15 protein-coding genes, 1 pseudogene and 1 riboswitch are annotated in these 17,419 nt (G+C 34.1%); of the genes and pseudogenes, 12 read left to right on the top strand and 4 right to left on the bottom strand.

Translation table 11 applies throughout. The features are described from left to right. The first annotated feature begins 5 nt into the window (after positions 1-5). The 4 genes from dhaL (at position 6) to J3U13_RS08160 (ending at position 3,831) form a co-directional block, all read left to right on the top strand. A complete protein-coding gene (gene dhaL, locus J3U13_RS08175) occupies positions 6-662 on the top strand; it encodes a dihydroxyacetone kinase subunit DhaL (RefSeq protein ID WP_267341352.1) in 657 nt (218 codons plus the stop codon). Between the two features lie 68 nt (positions 663-730). Beyond that, complete coding sequence (locus tag J3U13_RS08170; protein ID WP_267341351.1) at positions 731-1,843, top strand: glycerol dehydrogenase; 1,113 nt, start codon at positions 731-733, stop codon at positions 1,841-1,843. Positions 1,844-2,053: 210 nt separating this feature from the next. Next, positions 2,054-2,833 carry a triose-phosphate isomerase gene (locus J3U13_RS08165; RefSeq protein WP_267341350.1) on the top strand — a complete coding sequence of 260 codons (780 nt, stop codon included), beginning with the start codon at positions 2,054-2,056 and terminating at the stop codon, positions 2,831-2,833. Positions 2,834-2,856: 23 nt separating this feature from the next. Continuing rightward, complete coding sequence (locus J3U13_RS08160; protein ID WP_267341348.1) at positions 2,857-3,831, top strand: sugar-binding transcriptional regulator; 975 nt, start codon at positions 2,857-2,859, stop codon at positions 3,829-3,831. Between the two features lie 342 nt (positions 3,832-4,173). Here J3U13_RS08160 and pssA read toward each other — a convergent pair whose 3' ends face one another. Both pssA and ydiK read right to left on the bottom strand, forming a co-directional pair. Then, on the bottom strand, positions 4,174-5,529 hold the full coding sequence (gene pssA / locus J3U13_RS08155; RefSeq protein ID WP_267341346.1) for a CDP-diacylglycerol--serine O-phosphatidyltransferase: 1,356 nt from the start codon (positions 5,527-5,529) through the stop codon (positions 4,174-4,176). 141 nt (positions 5,530-5,670) lie between these two features. Then, entirely contained in the window at positions 5,671-6,723 is a 1,053-nt protein-coding gene (ydiK, locus tag J3U13_RS08150; protein ID WP_267341344.1) for an AI-2E family transporter YdiK, read from the bottom strand. Positions 6,724-6,824: 101 nt separating this feature from the next. Here ydiK and eco point away from each other — a divergent pair, with 101 nt between their 5' ends. From eco to J3U13_RS08110, 8 genes and pseudogenes are all read left to right on the top strand, one after another. Further along, positions 6,825-7,319 carry a serine protease inhibitor ecotin gene (gene eco / locus J3U13_RS08145; RefSeq protein ID WP_267341342.1) on the top strand — a complete coding sequence of 165 codons (495 nt, stop codon included), beginning with the start codon at positions 6,825-6,827 and terminating at the stop codon, positions 7,317-7,319. A 311-nt stretch (positions 7,320-7,630) separates the two neighbouring features. Beyond that, positions 7,631-8,740 (top strand): extracellular solute-binding protein, encoded by a 1,110-nt coding sequence (locus J3U13_RS08140; RefSeq protein ID WP_267341341.1) that lies wholly within the window; start codon positions 7,631-7,633, stop codon positions 8,738-8,740. 102 nt (positions 8,741-8,842) lie between these two features. Beyond that, on the top strand, positions 8,843-9,979 hold the full coding sequence (gene potG / locus J3U13_RS08135) for a putrescine ABC transporter ATP-binding subunit PotG (RefSeq protein WP_267341339.1): 1,137 nt from the start codon (positions 8,843-8,845) through the stop codon (positions 9,977-9,979). A gap of 312 nt (positions 9,980-10,291) precedes the next feature. After that, positions 10,292-11,176 (top strand): annotated as a pseudogene (gene potH / locus J3U13_RS08130) (putrescine ABC transporter permease PotH); the annotation flags it as partial. 243 nt (positions 11,177-11,419) lie between these two features. After that, complete coding sequence (locus J3U13_RS08125) at positions 11,420-12,178, top strand: ABC transporter permease subunit (protein WP_416380592.1); 759 nt, start codon at positions 11,420-11,422, stop codon at positions 12,176-12,178. A gap of 113 nt (positions 12,179-12,291) precedes the next feature. Beyond that, positions 12,292-12,432, top strand: a riboswitch (FMN riboswitch). Between the two features lie 214 nt (positions 12,433-12,646). After that, on the top strand, positions 12,647-13,291 hold the full coding sequence (gene ribB, locus J3U13_RS08120) for a 3,4-dihydroxy-2-butanone-4-phosphate synthase (RefSeq protein WP_267341336.1): 645 nt from the start codon (positions 12,647-12,649) through the stop codon (positions 13,289-13,291). A 1,068-nt stretch (positions 13,292-14,359) separates the two neighbouring features. After that, on the top strand, positions 14,360-14,683 hold the full coding sequence (locus J3U13_RS08115; RefSeq protein WP_267341334.1) for a DMT family transporter: 324 nt from the start codon (positions 14,360-14,362) through the stop codon (positions 14,681-14,683). Between the two features lie 23 nt (positions 14,684-14,706). Next, on the top strand, positions 14,707-15,021 hold the full coding sequence (locus J3U13_RS08110) for a DMT family transporter (protein WP_267341332.1): 315 nt from the start codon (positions 14,707-14,709) through the stop codon (positions 15,019-15,021). 114 nt (positions 15,022-15,135) lie between these two features. Here the strand turns inward: J3U13_RS08110 and J3U13_RS08105 are convergent, their stop codons facing one another. Together J3U13_RS08105 and srmB are read right to left on the bottom strand one after the other, a co-directional pair. Next, positions 15,136-15,738 (bottom strand): peroxiredoxin C, encoded by a 603-nt coding sequence (locus J3U13_RS08105; RefSeq protein ID WP_267341331.1) that lies wholly within the window; start codon positions 15,736-15,738, stop codon positions 15,136-15,138. Between the two features lie 121 nt (positions 15,739-15,859). Further along, positions 15,860-17,167: an ATP-dependent RNA helicase SrmB gene (srmB, locus tag J3U13_RS08100; RefSeq protein WP_267341330.1), complete on the bottom strand. Its 1,308-nt coding sequence runs from the start codon at positions 17,165-17,167 to the stop codon at positions 15,860-15,862. Positions 17,168-17,419 lie beyond the last annotated feature (252 nt).

Here is a 17,419-nt window from a genome sequence, read left to right as displayed (position 1 = left end):
AAAAAATGAGTGCTTTGGAACTGACTAAATCCTACTTTATTGAGACCTTTAAAAAAATTGCTGATATGGCAGAACAAAATCGTGATCATTTAAGTCAATTAGACTCAGATATTGGTGATGGTGATCACGGTATCAATCTTACCATTGGCTTTCGTGAAGTTTCAAAGCAACTTGACATGTTATCGGATACAACGGCGGATATCGCAGAATTGATGAAAAAAATTGGCATGATTTTATTAAGTAAGGTTGGCGGAGCATCAGGACCATTATATGGAAGTTTTTTTATGAAAATGGCTAACCATACTGTTGGAAAACAAGCAGTAACATTTAAAGAATTTTGCCAAATGTATCAAGATGGCGTTGAAGCCGTACAAATGCGTGGGAAAGCCGAACTCAATGATAAAACTATGATCGATGCACTCATTCCAGGGCTTAATGTATTAAAAAGATATCAGGAAGAGGATGATCCGATTAAAACATTAGAGACTTGCATTAGTGAAATGAAAAAAGGCTCGGACAATACTATTGATCTAATTGCTAAAAAAGGTCGGTCAATGCGATTAGGTGAAAGGGCAATTGGTCATAGGGACGCAGGATCTGAATCAGCATGGATGATAATGAATGAATTTTTACAGCAATTAAAACTAGAGAAGTCATTCTAGAGAAGTAAATTAGTTATTATTTATTAATAATTAATTGGTTAGTGATGTGTTTATACGAGGAAATCAATATGGATAAGGTTTTTGTAAGCCCTAACAGATATGTACAAGGTAAAGATCTACTTACACGTGCTGATGCATATATCAAACCTTTTGGCACTAATTTTTTAATACTAGCAGATAAAAACATTTGGAATATTGCTGCTAATTTACTCGCCGATTCATTACAAAAAACCGGACTAAACATTACCAAAGCTGTTTTTAATGGCGAATGTTCAATGGTAGAAATTAATCGATTACTTGAAGAGTATAAATCTAAAAAGTTTGATGCAATTATTGGTGTCGGTGGGGGTAAAACCTTAGATACGGCTAAAGCGCTGGCAGCAAAATATAACATACCCAAAGTGTGTGTACCGACAACTGCATCAACCGATGCGCCTACTGCGAAAGTTTCTGTTGTGTATACTGAAGAGGGGGTTTTTGATTTCTTATGGCACCATTATAAAAATCCAGACTTAGTACTAGTTGATACAAGAGTTATTGCTCATGCTCCAGTAAGATCATTAAAATCGGGTATTGCTGATGGATTGGCAACTTGGGTTGAAGCGAGAACCTCTATACGCAGTTGCCATAAGACAGATGCCGGAGGGATTGCTACCATAGCAGGAGAAGCAATTGCAAGAGAATGTGAAAAAACAATTTTTGAATACGCATTGTTAGCTGTTGAAGCCAATGAACAAAAATTAGTAACACCAGCATTAGAAGCTGTAATAGAGGCCAACACTTTACTAAGTGGTTTGGGATTTGAAAATGGGGGATTAGGTGCTGCTCATGCTATTCATAATGGCTTTACTGCTGTACCAGGTGATGTACATCATTTAACCCATGGTGAAAAAGTAGCTTATGGAACCATTGCTCAACTTGTTTTAGAAGGTCGTCCAATTGATGAACTTGAGCGATATATGGATTTATATATCAAGCTTGGTTTACCCATTACGTTAGAAGAAGTGCATTTAGATAAAATTACCGAAGAAGAGTTTCAACTCATTGGGAAAAAAGCCATTGATCCGGTTGAAACTATTCATAGCCTACCTTTTGAAGTTACTGCTGATGATGTTATTCAAGCTATCAAAGCGACCGATTACCATGTTAAAAGTTATAAAAAACGTTTAGGCATTAAATAAAATTGCAATAACACTTTGTTCTTGAAAGGATAAAATTCGAGAATAAAGTGTTTTTTATATGACCTTTTCAAATGGTTCAAGGCAAATAAGTTTTTTAAATCTATGATAAGTTGAGCTATTTTTATCCTAATGTCATACTAATCATTTATTCATATTTAAAGAGACTAACACTTTTGCCTGAAAATTATTTGGTGATTTAAAGGATGAGTTATGAAAAAAATATACATAGGCACCAGTTGGAAAATGAATAAAACTCTTGCTGAAGCGTTATTATTTTGTGAGCAATTTAAGACTTTTTATCCGGAAAACTTAAAATCTCAAATCCAACCATTTGTGATTCCGCCATTCACTTGTGTTCGTGAAGTTTCTGATTATCTGCTAAATTATAATATTAATTGTTTAACCGGTACCCAAAATATGCATTTTCAAGATTCAGGTGCTTTTACTGGTGAAATATCACCTATCATGGTCAAAGATACCGGAGCAAAAATTGTCGAAATAGGGCATAGTGAACGTCGATCTAATTTTGGTGAAAATGATATAGCGATTAATAAAAAAGTGAAGGCTGCTTTAAAACATGGATTAACGCCTTTAGTTTGTATTGGTGACAGTGATGAAGAAAGGTCTTTAGGTGTGTCAACTGAAGCTGTTGTGAAACAGCTGAAAATTTCCTTATTTGAAATTGATAAACAGCACGCAACCCAAGTGATTATAGCTTATGAGCCAATATGGGCTATTGGTGAAAAGGGTATTGCAGCGACTCCAGAAGCGGCTCAATATATACATCAGCAACTGAGATCGGCTTTAATCCAACTTTATGGTCAACAGATAGCCCAACAAATGCTACTGTTATATGGAGGCAGTGTGAATCTAGAAAATTCAATACCGTTAATTGCTCAACCAGACATTGATGGTTTATTTATTGGCCGAGGTGCATGGCAAGCGAAAGATTTTTGTAATATATTATCAGCTATTAATCAGCAACATTAATGTTATGACAAAAGGCTAAAATAATGGATATATTTGAAGATAAGCAAGAAACAGAGTTACTTACCGAAATTGCTGTTGCTTACTATGAGTATGAACAGACGCAAGAAGAAATTGCTAAGCGATTTGGTATTTCTCGCATTAAAGTCGGTCGGTTACTGAAAAAAGCCAGATCTGAAGGAATTGTAGAAATTAATGTTAAATATCATCCAATATTTAGTTCAAGAATCGAACAACAATTTATTAATAGTTTTGGTATAAAACGTGCGCTCATCGCATTGGATCATCAAGATGAGGATGAACAACGTAGACAAGTAGCAGCACTTGTGACTAACTATTTATCAAGTGTTTTAAAAAAAGGCGTAACGGTGGCTGTTGGACAAGGTCGTAATGTTGCAGCCATTGCAAGTCATGTAGGCGTTTACCCTGAAAAAAGGTGTAAATTTATTTGCGGTATTGGCGGCACCCAAAGGGTTGGAGAACTTATTGATGCTGATCATATTAGCCGAAGCTTAGCCAGAAAATTTAATGCAACGAGCGAAACGCTTTATGCCCCTGCTTATGTTGAAAATCGTGAACTTAAAGAAGCTTTTATTCAAAATAGAGTTATCAAAGATACTTTAGAGCGAGCAGCTAAGGCTGATATTGCTTTAGTTGGTATTGGTGATATGAACGAAAATAGTTACATGGTGCAATTAGGTTGGTTTACTCCAAAAGAGATAACTCATGCAACTTTAAAACAGGGGGTGGTGGGTGATATTGCAGGTTATGGCTTTTTTGATATTAATGGTGAGCCCGTAGATACGGTCATGAATGATCGCGTCATTGGTCTTAGTATTGATGAATTGCGTAATATTCCGTGTGTTATTGCCATAGCTTCAGAAAATACAAAAGCAACAGCGATTTTAGGCGCGCTTCGTTCAGGGGTAATTGACATTATTGCAACGAGTGCATCAAATGCTCGAACGGTACTCAATTTACAACAAAATCAGATTAAATAATCGATTGTAAAAAAGTTTGAGGTTAACTCTATGTTTGAGTATAAAAATAACGTAATTATCCAAATCATGTAATAATGATACCGGTTACATAAGCGATTAATATTAGCTCTATTAATCCAAAGCGATCCGTTAATAGCGTTTCGTGTTTCCATTACAATATGTAATGAGCAACTCTCCATTTTTTAAATTTGATTTGGGTGCTTATTTTTATAGGTGGTTAAATAAATTATGGCTCTAGTACACGGATAAATGCACTAGAGCATGTTGTTTTAACGCCAAACTGATAATTTTAAATCTAACTTATTTAAATTTATTATGTCTAACTTAATTCATATCAGATAATTATAATAGACGTTTGATCACTCTATCCACGCGGATACGGCTCAATCTTTTTATTAATTTATGGACTTGCTTTGGATAAAATTGGCTAGCTTGGATCTGTTGAAAGTGTGTAATTAATGTCGTTTTTTGGCGTATTGTATCAAGTTCATTGGTGATTTGTTCTTGTAATTCTTGTTTAGGATCGTGCACCAATATTCCATTTTCAAGGTCTAAACGCCAAGCTCTTGGGTTAAGATTGTTTCCAGTAATTAACATCCATTCATTGTCAACCCAAACACCTTTTAAATGATAAGTTTGATCATTATCTTTCCATAATCTAATAATTAACTGTTCTTTATCAACATAAGACTGCAAACGTTCGATAAAGTTTCTTAAATTGATTTCATACAAATAAGGTAAGCCGCCGGAAATATTAAATGGCTTATCTTCAGGGATGTAAAAGTCATTCGCTTCTTTATCACCAATAATAATTTCAACTTGTTTACCCTTTCTAAGCAAACGAATAATGTCACGAACTAAAATATTCGGCAGATTAAAATATGGCGTGCACAAAATAATCTTATGTTGTGCAGAATTAATTAAATGATGAATAATTTTATTTAATGCATTATTGCGACCAAGACCAGCAATGGGTGATACGGATAACTCATGATTATTTGCATTATTGGTATATTGATAATTTGTTTCCGAAAGATGTTGACGTAACACTTTGATTTCAGATTTAATTTGCTTACGTGATTTATGTTCTGCATCATCTAAACGTTGTAACGCATCAAAATGTAAAAAGTTATTATCAATATAATCAATCATACTTAGTGCAAGTAATTTATTGGTAATAAAATGATATCTGTCATAACGATAATTATTGAGTTTATGCAGATAAACGTTATTCAGACTAGCGCCACTATATATGACCGTATCATCGATAATAAATCCTTTGAGATGTAAGACTCCAAGCACTTCACGGCGATTAATTGGCACTCCATATACAGGAACATCAACATCAGGATGCTGTAATTTCATTTTATGATAAAAAACCGCATTGGTGTGCGTTTTATCTTCTCCAATTCGACCGCGCTGTGCGCGATGCCAATCTACAAAGATTTTAATATCTAAGTTAGGATTCATTATTTTTGCTTGGTAAAGCGCATTAAGTATTTCTTGCCCCGCTTCATCTTGTTCTAAATAGAGTGCAACGATATAAATTCGAAATTTGGCATTTTTGATTTTTTTAAGTATAGCTTGTCTGTATGCTTTAGGATCATACAAAATACGATATTGATCAGCATGTTGCCGGATTTTAGCTAATTCATTAAGATGCTTTTGATGGTTATATTTAATAAAAGGTATTCTCATGATTCATATATTATTGTAACTGGTTCAAATTGTAGAATAACACACTTTAAGCCAGAAAATAACACTCCTTATGTCATAGGCCTGAGTCAATATTGTTTATCTGATTTTTCTTGTTCAAGTTAGCTAGTCAGTATCATTTTCTTATGATTGTTCATTAATCCATGTTTGAATGATCTTATACGTCAATGCCAATACTACAGGACCAATAAATAATCCCATCATACCAAAACTGAGTAGTCCACCAATTACCCCAAATAAAATCAATAAAAAAGGTAAATCAGCGCCTTTTTTTATTAAATATGCACGCATTACACTATCAAGAGTGGTTAAAATGATTGCTATAACAATCAATATAATACCTGAGAGAGTATGACCATTCCAAAATTGCCAAATAATACAACCGAGCATCACAATGACAGGTCCGATCTGCGCAACACAACAGATAAATAAAATCAGGGTTAAAACTCCAGCTAATGGCATATTAGTAATAATAAAACTGATCCCACCAATTAAGGCTAGAGTAATTGCCGTTACTACCACACCAAGGGCGACTGCACGAATTGATTGTCCTGCTAACGTGACGGTAATTGCGCCATATTGTTTAGATAAACGATTAGCAAATAAATAAACGTATTTGGTAATACTTTCACCTTTGAGATAAAGTAATAAACTGAAAATGATCATGACACCCGCATGGAAGATGAATATACTGATGTTGGTTGCTTGTGATAACAACCATCCTATTAATGTTCCAATATAAGGTTGAATACTTGAAACCAGATCTGAACCATCTGTTTTGATTACATTTAGCCAACTTTGATGCAATTCTGGTCCGAAAGCTGGAATGCTTTCTATCCAGTCAAATGTTGGTAATTCATGATGTGATAAAGATTTGGCCCATTCAATTAAATGATGACCATTTTGGGCGACGCTACTAATAATTAAAATAAATGGAATAATGCAGACAAGAGCTAAAATTAATGCCATTATTGTTAGCGATAACCAGCGTTTATTAAACATTTTATTCTGTATTTTTATCATTAATGGCCAGGTAGCAATAACCACCATTACGGCCCAAAAGAAACCGAATAAGAAAGCTTCAATAACACGATAGGTTATAATGATTAGTAAACCAATCAGTAATAAGTTTAAAATTAACTTTAATAAATCATATGTATTTTTTTCTGCTGGCATTTGTGCACCATTTTTATTAATCTAAATGGTGTTATTATACCCACTATCATTAAAAAATCATATGATAGTGTAAATGATAAATCTTTGATGGAGATATAAAAATGAAAAAATTATTGTTATTGATGTTAATGAGTATAGTATTACCTGCATGTTCAACAACACCAAAACTAAATAATCCAGTTCAAAATGCCAATGACACCGCACCTTATCCGGTTGCTATGGCTGGTTATACTCGCTATGCAATTCACCTTCCTTCGTTGGCTAATGAAAATAAAGCAAGAGTGGAAGTTTTAATTGGTAAAGAGATGAATACCGATTGTAATGCACACAGATTAGGTGGAATGATTAAGCAGGAAGAATTAAAAGGATGGGGATACAACTACTACGTTGTTGATAAGGTTAATGATGGGATTTCAACGCTTATGGCTTGTCCTGAAGGCACGAATAAAAATCAATTTGTTACTATGAATCATAATTTGGGATTATTGGATTACAATAGTCGTTTACCAATTGTATTTTATGTACCAAGTGATTTAACAGTTAAATATCGTGTTTGGCAACCAGGCTCTAAATTACTTCAAGCGAGTGCCGAATAAAAGAAGTTAATTAACCGTTAATTTTCGGTGAAACAAGGATTGTTTGATTAAAATATAATCACTCAATCCTGAAACTCAAGATATTTGATTTTTTAAGTAGACATCTCAAAAAAAAAAGGTATTTTATCCCTCGTAATGCAAGGTATGTTCTACATGTTCATTAGCTTTATTAATGACTTGTAATGACCTGATTATCTCGGTTTCGCCATATAATTTAACAAGGATAATGGCAAAATTTGGGGGTCTGTTGTGTTTCACAATGGGCTTGTGTCTAACATGTAATATCCCTAACTAGAGGAGAAGTGGTGAGCATGTTTACTCAACGTAAAACAATTCTTTCAATCATAGCTGGTGTTTCACTAGCATTATCTCAATCTGCTATAGCCAAAGATCGTGTTGTGCATTTTTATAATTGGGCAGGTCAAATTGGTAATAGCACTATCAGCGATTTCGAAAAATCGACCGGAATCAAACTCGTTTATGATGTGTATGACTCTAATGAAGCTCTTGAAGGTAAGTTAATGGCTGGCCATTCTGGTTTCGATGTGGTTTCACCATCAGACAGTTTTTTAGAAAGACAGATTAAAGCTGATATTTATCTGCCATTAGATAAAAATAAATTGCCAAATTGGAAAAATCTTGATCCAAATTTAATGAAATTAATGGCTACCCATGATCCGGATAACAAGTATGCGATCCCTTATGTATGGATGACTACAGGTATCGGTTATAACATTGATAAAGTAAAAGAACGGCTTGGAGATGATGCTCCTGTTGATAGTTGGGATTTAGTTTTCAACCCTAAAAATATGGAAAAACTTAAAGATTGTGGTGTGGCATTTTTAGATGCACCAACTGAAATCTTTTCAAGTGCTCTAAAATACTTAGGCAAAGATCCAAATAGTACTGATGCCAAAGATTATACTGGCGCAGCTTATGAATTATTGTCAAAAGTCAGACCCTATATCCGTTATTTTCATTCATCTCAATATATTACTGATTTAGCAAATGGCGATATTTGTGTGATTTTAGGATGGTCTGGAGATATTTTACAATCTCGTGATAGAGCCAATGAAGCAAAAAATGGTGTGCACATCGGTTATCAAATTCCGAAAGAAGGCGCATTAGTGTTCTTTGATACATTTGCTATTCCAAAAGATTCTGCAAATCCTGATGAGGCGCATGAGTTTTTAAACTTCATTTTGAAACCAGAAATTGCTGCACAAGTGACTAATGATGTTAAGTTTGCAAGTGCAAATAAAGTTGCTAACGAACAGTTTGTAAATCCTGAGGTGAAAAACGATCCTGCGGTTTATCCAAGCTCGGAAGTGATGGAAAAGTTATTCACTTTAACGGTGAAAGAGCCTAAACTTGAACGTGTGATTACTCGCACATGGACAAAACTTAAAACAGGTAAATAACCGTTTGAAAGTGTCAATTAATTGACTTATTTATTCTAGACGGAGAGATTTAATGATCTTTCCGTCTCGTTTTTTATGGCTTGTTGTTATGAGGAAAAAAGCGTGAACGATAAAACAACAATTCAGGTACAGCCTAAAAAAAAGATGATAACTCCACTATTGGAGATCAAAAATTTAACGAAAGTTTTCAATGATGATTATTATGCTGTTGATGATATCAATTTAACCATTTACACCGGAGAAATTTTTGCTTTACTAGGTGCTTCTGGTAGCGGAAAATCGACATTATTACGGATGCTTGCTGGTTTTGAACAACCAACATCTGGACAGATTATTCTTGATGGTAAGGATTTATCCCAAGTCCCACCTTATAACCGTCCTATCAATATGATGTTTCAATCGTATGCTCTTTTTCCTCACATGACGGTTGCGCAAAATATAGCCTTCGGCCTAATTCAAGACAAATTAGAAATGAGTGAAATTAAGTATCGTGTTGAAGAAATGTTAGCACTTGTGCATATGGAAGAGTTTGGTAGGCGCAAACCGCACCAATTATCTGGTGGACAAAGACAACGTGTCGCTTTAGCAAGAAGTTTGGCAAAAAGACCTAAATTACTCCTTTTAGATGAACCGATGGGAGCATTAGATAAACAACTGCGTGATCGAATGCAGCTTGAAGTTGTTAGCATCTTGGAGCAGGTGGGTGCTACTTGTGTAATGGTTACTCATGATCAAGAAGAAGCCATGACAATGGCAGGACGGATTGCGATTATGAACAAAGGACAATTTGTTCAAATTGGTGAGCCTGAAGAGATTTATGAACATCCAAATAGCCGTTATAGCGCCGAATTTATTGGTTCAGTCAATGTGTTTGACGGAATTTTGCAAGAAACTTTAGAAGATGGATTAATCATCAATTGTCCTATGATTAAACATCCTTTAAAAGTAGATTATGATTCCCCCGCTGTTGAAGGTGTTCCTATTCAGGTTGCTTTACGGCCAGAAAAAATTAAACTTTGCGATGAAATACCAAAAGAAGGCTATAACTTTGCAACCGGTGAAGTGGTTGAAATTGCCTATTTAGGGGATCTTTCTATTTACCACGTTAAATTGCAAAGTGGACAAATTATTATTGCTCAACTGCAAAACGAACATCGATATCGTAAAGGAATGCCTACTTGGGGCGATACGGTTAATCTCAGTTGGGAAATTGATAGTTGCGTTGTACTTACTGAATAAACACAAGAGGATATATTGATGCGATCCATTTATTGTGGTTTGTTTCTTAATGCATTGGTGTTACTCAATGTTTATTTACGTTTTGTAGCTACAAATGCATTTGATAATTTATTTTTAGATGCTTTATTTGCCTCTATGGTATTAAGTCTATTATTATCTTGTTTAGGTGCATATTTAGTGCATTATAAACCTTCTAAATTTGCTTACCGTTTAGTTATAGCAGGCAGTATTTTATATATACCTGCTGGGGTAGGTTTAGTGGCGATTTATTTTGCATTTAGAAAGATGCGCCTACAACGAGATGATTCTGACTTGATGACATTATATGGGCGTTTATTGATTATAGCGATTCCTTATTTATGGATGCTATTACTATTTTTATTGCCATTTTTGATTGTTTTTCGCATCAGTTTTTCGGAAGCCGCTATCGCTGTGCCTCCTTATACAGATCTGTTGAGTTATGAAGATGGTCTACTTAATATTGTTTTAAATTTTGACAATTATTTTAATTTATTTGAAGATACTATCTACATAAATTCTTATTTACAATCATTAAAAGTAGCAGCAATTTCAACACTGTTATGTATTTTGATAGGTTACCCATTAGCTTGGGCTATATCACAATGTAAACCATCAAATCGAAATATTTTATTATTATTGATTATTTTGCCTTCTTGGACTTCATTCTTGATTCGTGTTTATGCGTGGATTGGTATTTTAAACCCTAATGGGCTTTTAAATAATTTCTTAATGTGGTTGGGAGTGATTGATCAGCCATTAATCATTATGAAAACCTATTTGGCGGTTTATATTGGTATTGTGTATTCATATCTACCATTTGTTGTATTACCTATATATACATCGTTAAGCAAAGTCGATACTACGCTTGTTGAAGCGGCTTTAGATTTAGGTAGTAAGCCAATTAATACCTTCTTTAGGATTATTGTCCCATTAACTAAAAATGGAGTTATTGCTGGAGGAATGTTGGTCTTTATTCCTGCGGTAGGGGAATATGTAATACCTGAACTGCTCGGTCCTTCGGACAGTTTAATGATAGGTACTCAATTATGGACTGAATTCTTTAATAATCATGATTGGCCAGCAGCTTCTGCTGTTGCAACAGTTATGTTATTAATATTAATTATTCCTATTTACTACTTTAATAAATTTCAGAATCGACAAATGGGAGATAAATAAATGAACAATTTACCATTAATTATGCGATCTGCATTGATTGTTTTTATCTCCTCATTCTTAGGTTCATTGGTGCTGTCGATGATAATTTCAGCGTCAGGGTTTGCTTTATTGGGTAGTGTTAGCTTATATGTGGGGTGTTTAGTATTTAGCCTTATTTTAACCGCAGTTGTAACAATATCGCTATTAGGTCGATGTTTAAAAGGATTAATTCTTATATTGTCTTTATCCTTTTTATATATCCCTATGATTATTTTAATCGTTTATTCATTTAACAGTTCAAGACTTGTAACGGTTTGGGCCGGATTTTCGTTCAAATGGTATTTTGAATTAATTCATAATGAAGCTTTACTTAAAGCCGTAGGATTAAGCTTAAGTATTGCTGCCGGCGCTGCTTCATTAGCAATTGTACTTGGTACCTTGGCTGCATTAGCCATTATTCGATTTAAAAAATTTCGCGGTTCTCATTTATTTTCCTTTATGACAACTGCACCCCTCGTTATGCCTGATGTAATCACTGGTTTGGCATTATTACTGTTATTTGTTGGGATGGGACAAGTGATTGGTTGGCCTAAAGAGCGAGGTGCAATGACTATTTTGATGGCCCATGCAACCTTCTGTACTGCATATGTGACAGTTGTTATTAGTGCCAGATTACGAGAGTTGGATAGGTCAATTGAAGAGGCTGCATTAGATTTAGGTGCAAATCCGTTGAAAGTATTTGTCATCATTACTTTACCTATGATTGCTCCAGCACTTGTTTCTGGTTGGTTGTTGGCATTTACCTTATCACTTGATGATGTGGTTATCGCTAATTTTGTGACAGGGCCAGGTGCAATGACATTACCAAAATTGATTTTTTCTAAAGTACGTTTAGGTGTCGATCCACAAGTTAATGCGTTAGCGACTATTATTTTATTAATTGTTGGTATTATTGGTTTCATTTCATGGATTTGGATGAGAGAAGTTGAAAAACAACATTTACGTGAAATTCGAATGAGTTGATGACATTATCGATTTCACTCATTGCCGCTTCATGCGGCAATTTTTTTTACTTAATAAAATAACCGTGTTTTTTCTTTTGTTTTATATTATAGTGTGTGCAGTCAGTTCGCTGATAAAATTCTCAGGGCGGGGTGCAATTCCCCACCGGTGGTTATAGCCCACGAGCGCTTAGTAAAAATCAATTTTATTAAGGACAAGCAGATTTGGTGAAATTCCAAAGCCGACAGTTAAAGTCTGGATGAAAGAGAGTGGCTTATCTTTTCTATATTTGCTTTTTTGCAAAATCACTATGGTCAAGCACTTGCCCTGATTCTGGTATTGAATATATTTATAATTTAACTAATTCAATTTTGATTTTGGTAAGGATTTTCATCAAGTGTTTACAACAAATATCTGTTTGAATTAGTTATATATCAATTGATTAGGAATAAATATAAATAACTTAATAAAACAGGATAGGTATCTACCATGAATCAGTTCAATTTAAATGAATTTGGAACACCAATCGAGCGAGTAGGAAAAGCGATTGCTTCAATCAAAGCTGGATCTGGCGTGTTAGTTTTAGATGACGAAGATCGTGAAAACGAAGGCGATATCATTTGGGCGGCGCAAACAATTACCACACAACAAATGGCGCTAACTATTCGATATGGTAGTGGTATTGTTTGTTTATGCATGCCGCAATCTTATTGTGACAAATTAGAATTGCCTATGATGGTAGCCAATAACACCAGTAAAAATCATACCGCTTTTACCATTACTATTGAAGCTGCAAATGGTGTTACCACTGGTGTATCAGCCGCAGATAGGGTAACCACTGTAAAAGCTGCCGTTGCTGATAATGCAAAAGCCAGTGATTTAAATCATCCTGGTCATGTATTTCCATTAGTTGCTAAAGAAGGCGGTGTATTGAATCGACGAGGACATACTGAAGCATCAGTTGATCTGGTTTCTTTAGCTGGTTTTAAACCTGCTGCAGTAATTTGTGAGTTGACTAATGATGATGGTTCGATGGCGAGAGCACCACAAGTTGTCGAATTTGCAAAACAGCATCATTTACCTGTTGTTACAATCGAAGATATTGTAACTTATCGTAATACTTTTCATATCTAACATCTCACATATGGATGTAAACTGTCGGATTAACTATTCGGCAGGGACATCCTATGATTAAACGTATCATTGAACATTAATATATTCACTAATTTATGTTTCATCAAGCGGTTAGCCTTTCAGATAAATTATGTCACGTTAGCGTCTATTATTTATAATAACGCATTATAACAGCTTGCCAATCAACATCCATTCCAATAATTAATTTTCAAAAAAACTGACTTTAATGTCGCATTGAAAAATAAAAGACGGTGATGATTTATTTATAATGCCAAAATATATTCTGATTTTATTGAATAATGAGATCAAAAATCGATCTATTGTCATAGTTATCGGCAGTTACTTAGTATGGATACAATAATATGATTATCTTAGGTATAAAACTACTGATCGTTTCACTCACCAACTTAGTTCTTATGCTAGTTTAAATTTTTCTGGGCAATATTATTTAATAAAATCTTTATTCTATAGTCGGCATAGATCATCAGTTCAATGAACCCTTGTTAGACGAAGGGAATTTTGTAATTTTAAAAAATTCAGTAAAGGGTAGAATAACCATTAATAGGATTAACACTACGATTTATAACGAGTTTGAGTGGATAGTTTTTGTCATTACTAAACTTTCATTTTAGTTTTTATTGTTTTAATAGTCATCAAAGTTACTATCATAATTTATTATTATGATGGAAATAATCTAGCTTTTTATGTTATTTTTTGTTTTCGTTTTATACTCTAATTTGAGTCATAAATATATGAAACATTGAATAATAACAATTTTATTCTTGATTTTTGAGCTTTTTCAGTATAGAATATATTATAAGTATGATAAATAAGAATAAAATTTTTTAGGGACGATAGAGGTTTCAATTTCATACTAATTTTGAAAATTCTAATTAGCATTCAATCAAATTGTTTCTTTGCAAATAATATTTAAGTTCTCTTGGTGGCAAATGCTTTGTTTGCGAACCATCTTTAGTTTTGTTGATTCTCATTGGCAAAATAGCAGAATTAGCAATTTATCTAATATAAATTGCATAAAAAATAGATAGTAACAAAAACGGGGTAACTATGTTTAGCGCGAATAAAGAGTGGGTATTTGTGATAATGACCTGCTTTTTTGAATTGTGTTGGGTGTTTGGTTTCGCTACTGCTAGTCAATGGTGGCACTGGGTTATTATTATACTGATAATTTTTATTGATTTTACGTTTTTAACGAACGCATGCAAAACTATCCCTACTGGTACTGTGTATGCAATATTTTCTGGTGTCGGAGCAGTTGGCTCATTAATTATTGATATGGTAGTGTTTGGTAAAGAAATTAAACTTATTGAAATATTTTTTGTTGCACTAATTATTATTGGCGTTGTGCAACTTAAACGAGCAGATAGCTGATCAACTGAAATTTGGGTTACAATATGGGATGGTTATTTATTTTAACAGCTGCAATTTTTGAAGTAATAGGCGCTATTGGTCTTAAGCTTTATTCGCAACGAAAAAGCCTGTTTCGATTAATGCTCTATTGGGGTGGTTTTTTTGTTTCATTCACTTTATTTTATTTTTCACTTCATTATTTAGATTTAAGTATAGTTTATCCAGTATGGGTAGGACTTGGTACTTCAGGTGCGGTGTTAGCTAATATGTTCATTTTTAATGAACCGAAAAATCTTCAACGTTTATCTGGGCTTGCTTTTATTATTGTCGGAATTGTGGGATTACACGTTACGCTATAGTCAAAAAAAAAGCGTTATGCACTGCAATTATTTAAAGAAAAAATACCGGAGATAAACTCCGGTTCAGCAAAGTGTAAGCTAAAAGGATGTATGAATAAAAAAGAAAATAGTGTACTAAATCTCGTTACCATGTTGTTTTAGGTAGCTAGCAACACCGTTTGGATTAGCCTGCATACCTTGTTTACCTTTAGTCCATTGAGCAGGACAAACTTCTCCGTGTTCTTCATGGAATTGGAAAGCATCCACAATGCGAATCATTTCATCAATATTACGACCAATTGGTAGATCATTGATGGTTTCATGACGAACAATACCTGATTTATCAATGAAGAATGATGCGCGAAGAGCAACACCCGCTTCAGGATGTTCAACACCATAAGCTTGCATAATTGAATGTTTTATATCAGCAACAATTGGGAATTTCACTTCACCAATACCGCCTTTATCTTGTGGAGTATTACGCCATGCATTGTGCACATATTGTGAATCCATCGAAACCCCAATGATCTCAACGCCACGTTTTTTAAATTCTTCTAAACGATGATCGAAAGCGATGATTTCTGATGGACATACAAAAGTAAAATCCATTGGCCAAAAAAATACAACAGCATATTTACCATTAATATGTTTAGCTAAATTGAAATTTTCAACGATTTCACCTGTACCTAACACTGCTGCTGATGTAAAATCTGGGGCTTTACGAGTGACTAATGTCATAATGCTTCTCCTAACTATTTAATGCAATCTAATATGCTGAACATTATAGCAATTTAAACTTACACTCCAAGTTGTTATAAACAATTGATACCATAAGTTTAAACTATTAACTAATAAATTATTATTCGGTGGTATTTATTAATTTCTTCGGTTTACCTTTATTTTTGGTGTCACGATGGCGCAGTTTGATCTTTTTCTTTTTGTTATCTTCTTTTTTGGCTGTACTTTTCAATTTGGCTTTTTGTGATGGTTTTTTCTTAGTCGCCGGTTTTGGGGTTTTTGTTTTTGGACGTAACTCATCAATAGTTCGTAATTTTATTGGTTCTTTGATGTAACGCTCAATTTTTTGTAACAATTCGTAGTCGTGAGCTTCGATCAGCATAATAGCGGTTCCTTTTTTTCCGGCGCGCGCAGTACGACCAATACGATGTAAATAAACATCGGCTGTTTTAGGTGCATCAAAATTAATAACATGGGTAACATCATCAATATCAATGCCACGAGCAGCAACATCAGTAGCAACCAGAACATTAACAGTATTGTTGTTCATTCGTTTAATAGCTTCGTTACGTTTAGCTTGCACCATTTCACCTTCTAAATAACAGCTATGGATACCGGCTTGATGTAATACACTAACTAGTTCATGCACTCGTTCACGCTTACGTACAAAAATGATCGTTTTTTTGAAATCTTCTTGTTTTAATAAATGAATGAGCAGAGCCTCTTTATGTTCTAAATTATCCGATCGATAATAGAACTGTAAAATCTTTTTACGTTCTTTGCGTGAAGGATCGGCATTAATCTCAATAGGTTCGTTTAATATTCGATTAGCAAAACTATGTAATCCTTTACCTTCAAGGGTAGCTGAAAAAAGTAGAGTTTGTTTGCGCCAGCGAGTTTCAGCAGATATGGTTTCAACATCTTGTGAAAACCCCATATCTAACATGCGGTCTGCTTCATCTAAAATGAGCATTTCAACAGCTCGACAGTCAAAATCTTCTTCTTTAATGTATTGTAATAAGCGTCCAGTTGTTGCAATCACGATATCTTGATTTTTACTGAATACTTCAGCGTGATTCATATAAGCAACGCCCCCAGTGATTGTAGCAATGCTTAAATGAGTGGATTGAGTTAAGAGTTTCGCTTGCTCAGCTATTTGCATAGCTAGCTCTCGAGTAGGTGTTAAAATCAAAATACGAGGAGGTCCTGGTTTACGACGTGGAAAATCCAATAAATGTTGGACAGCCGGAATTAAAAATGCAAGTGTCTTACCTGTACCTGTTGGTGCTGAACCTAAAATATCTTTTCCCTCTAATGCGACGGGAATCGTTTGAGCTTGGATCACTGTTGGCGTGTGGATGTTTTGTGTTTGAAGATTTTGAATTAAAATCTCTTCTAATTCTAAATCTGAAAAAGTTTTTGCAGTCATATTGATCATTCTATCTTAAATTTTGTGACACATTATAACGGCAATCGTTATAACTACAATCAATAAAACGTAGTGAGTAACTCACATTCATACTCATTTCAATAATTTTACGATATCTCATTTAAAAATAATCCAATGCTGTATAAAAAAGTTTAAGGTTAAGCATACATTTAAGTATAATAATTACGAATGATTTACTCATTAATTTTATCAATGCTTGTAACATTGGCTTTATTTATATTACACTTTATC

It is taken from the genome of Gilliamella sp. B2887 (genome assembly GCF_026537015.1).
Taxonomy (GTDB): Bacteria; Pseudomonadota; Gammaproteobacteria; order Enterobacterales; family Orbaceae; genus Gilliamella.
Note: the sequence above shows the minus strand (reverse complement) of the source record. Positions and strands in the feature narration are given on the sequence as shown.

Excerpts from the sequence above, each read along its gene's own strand:
- dhaL (WP_267341352.1), top strand. The coding sequence starts at position 6 with ATGAGTGCTTTGGAACTGACTAAATCCTACTTTATTGAGACCTTTAAA.
- J3U13_RS08170 (WP_267341351.1), top strand. The coding sequence starts at position 731 with ATGGATAAGGTTTTTGTAAGCCCTAACAGATATGTACAAGGTAAAGAT.
- J3U13_RS08165 (WP_267341350.1), top strand. The coding sequence starts at position 2,054 with ATGAAAAAAATATACATAGGCACCAGTTGGAAAATGAATAAAACTCTT.
- J3U13_RS08160 (WP_267341348.1), top strand. The coding sequence starts at position 2,857 with ATGGATATATTTGAAGATAAGCAAGAAACAGAGTTACTTACCGAAATT.
- pssA (WP_267341346.1), bottom strand. The coding sequence starts at position 5,529 with ATGAGAATACCTTTTATTAAATATAACCATCAAAAGCATCTTAATGAA.
- ydiK (WP_267341344.1), bottom strand. The coding sequence starts at position 6,723 with ATGCCAGCAGAAAAAAATACATATGATTTATTAAAGTTAATTTTAAAC.
- eco (WP_267341342.1), top strand. The coding sequence starts at position 6,825 with ATGAAAAAATTATTGTTATTGATGTTAATGAGTATAGTATTACCTGCA.
- J3U13_RS08140 (WP_267341341.1), top strand. The coding sequence starts at position 7,631 with ATGTTTACTCAACGTAAAACAATTCTTTCAATCATAGCTGGTGTTTCA.
- J3U13_RS08125 (WP_416380592.1), top strand. The coding sequence starts at position 11,420 with ATGATTATTTTAATCGTTTATTCATTTAACAGTTCAAGACTTGTAACG.
- ribB (WP_267341336.1), top strand. The coding sequence starts at position 12,647 with ATGAATCAGTTCAATTTAAATGAATTTGGAACACCAATCGAGCGAGTA.
- J3U13_RS08115 (WP_267341334.1), top strand. The coding sequence starts at position 14,360 with ATGTTTAGCGCGAATAAAGAGTGGGTATTTGTGATAATGACCTGCTTT.
- J3U13_RS08110 (WP_267341332.1), top strand. The coding sequence starts at position 14,707 with ATGGGATGGTTATTTATTTTAACAGCTGCAATTTTTGAAGTAATAGGC.
- J3U13_RS08105 (WP_267341331.1), bottom strand. The coding sequence starts at position 15,738 with ATGACATTAGTCACTCGTAAAGCCCCAGATTTTACATCAGCAGCAGTG.
- srmB (WP_267341330.1), bottom strand. The coding sequence starts at position 17,167 with ATGACTGCAAAAACTTTTTCAGATTTAGAATTAGAAGAGATTTTAATT.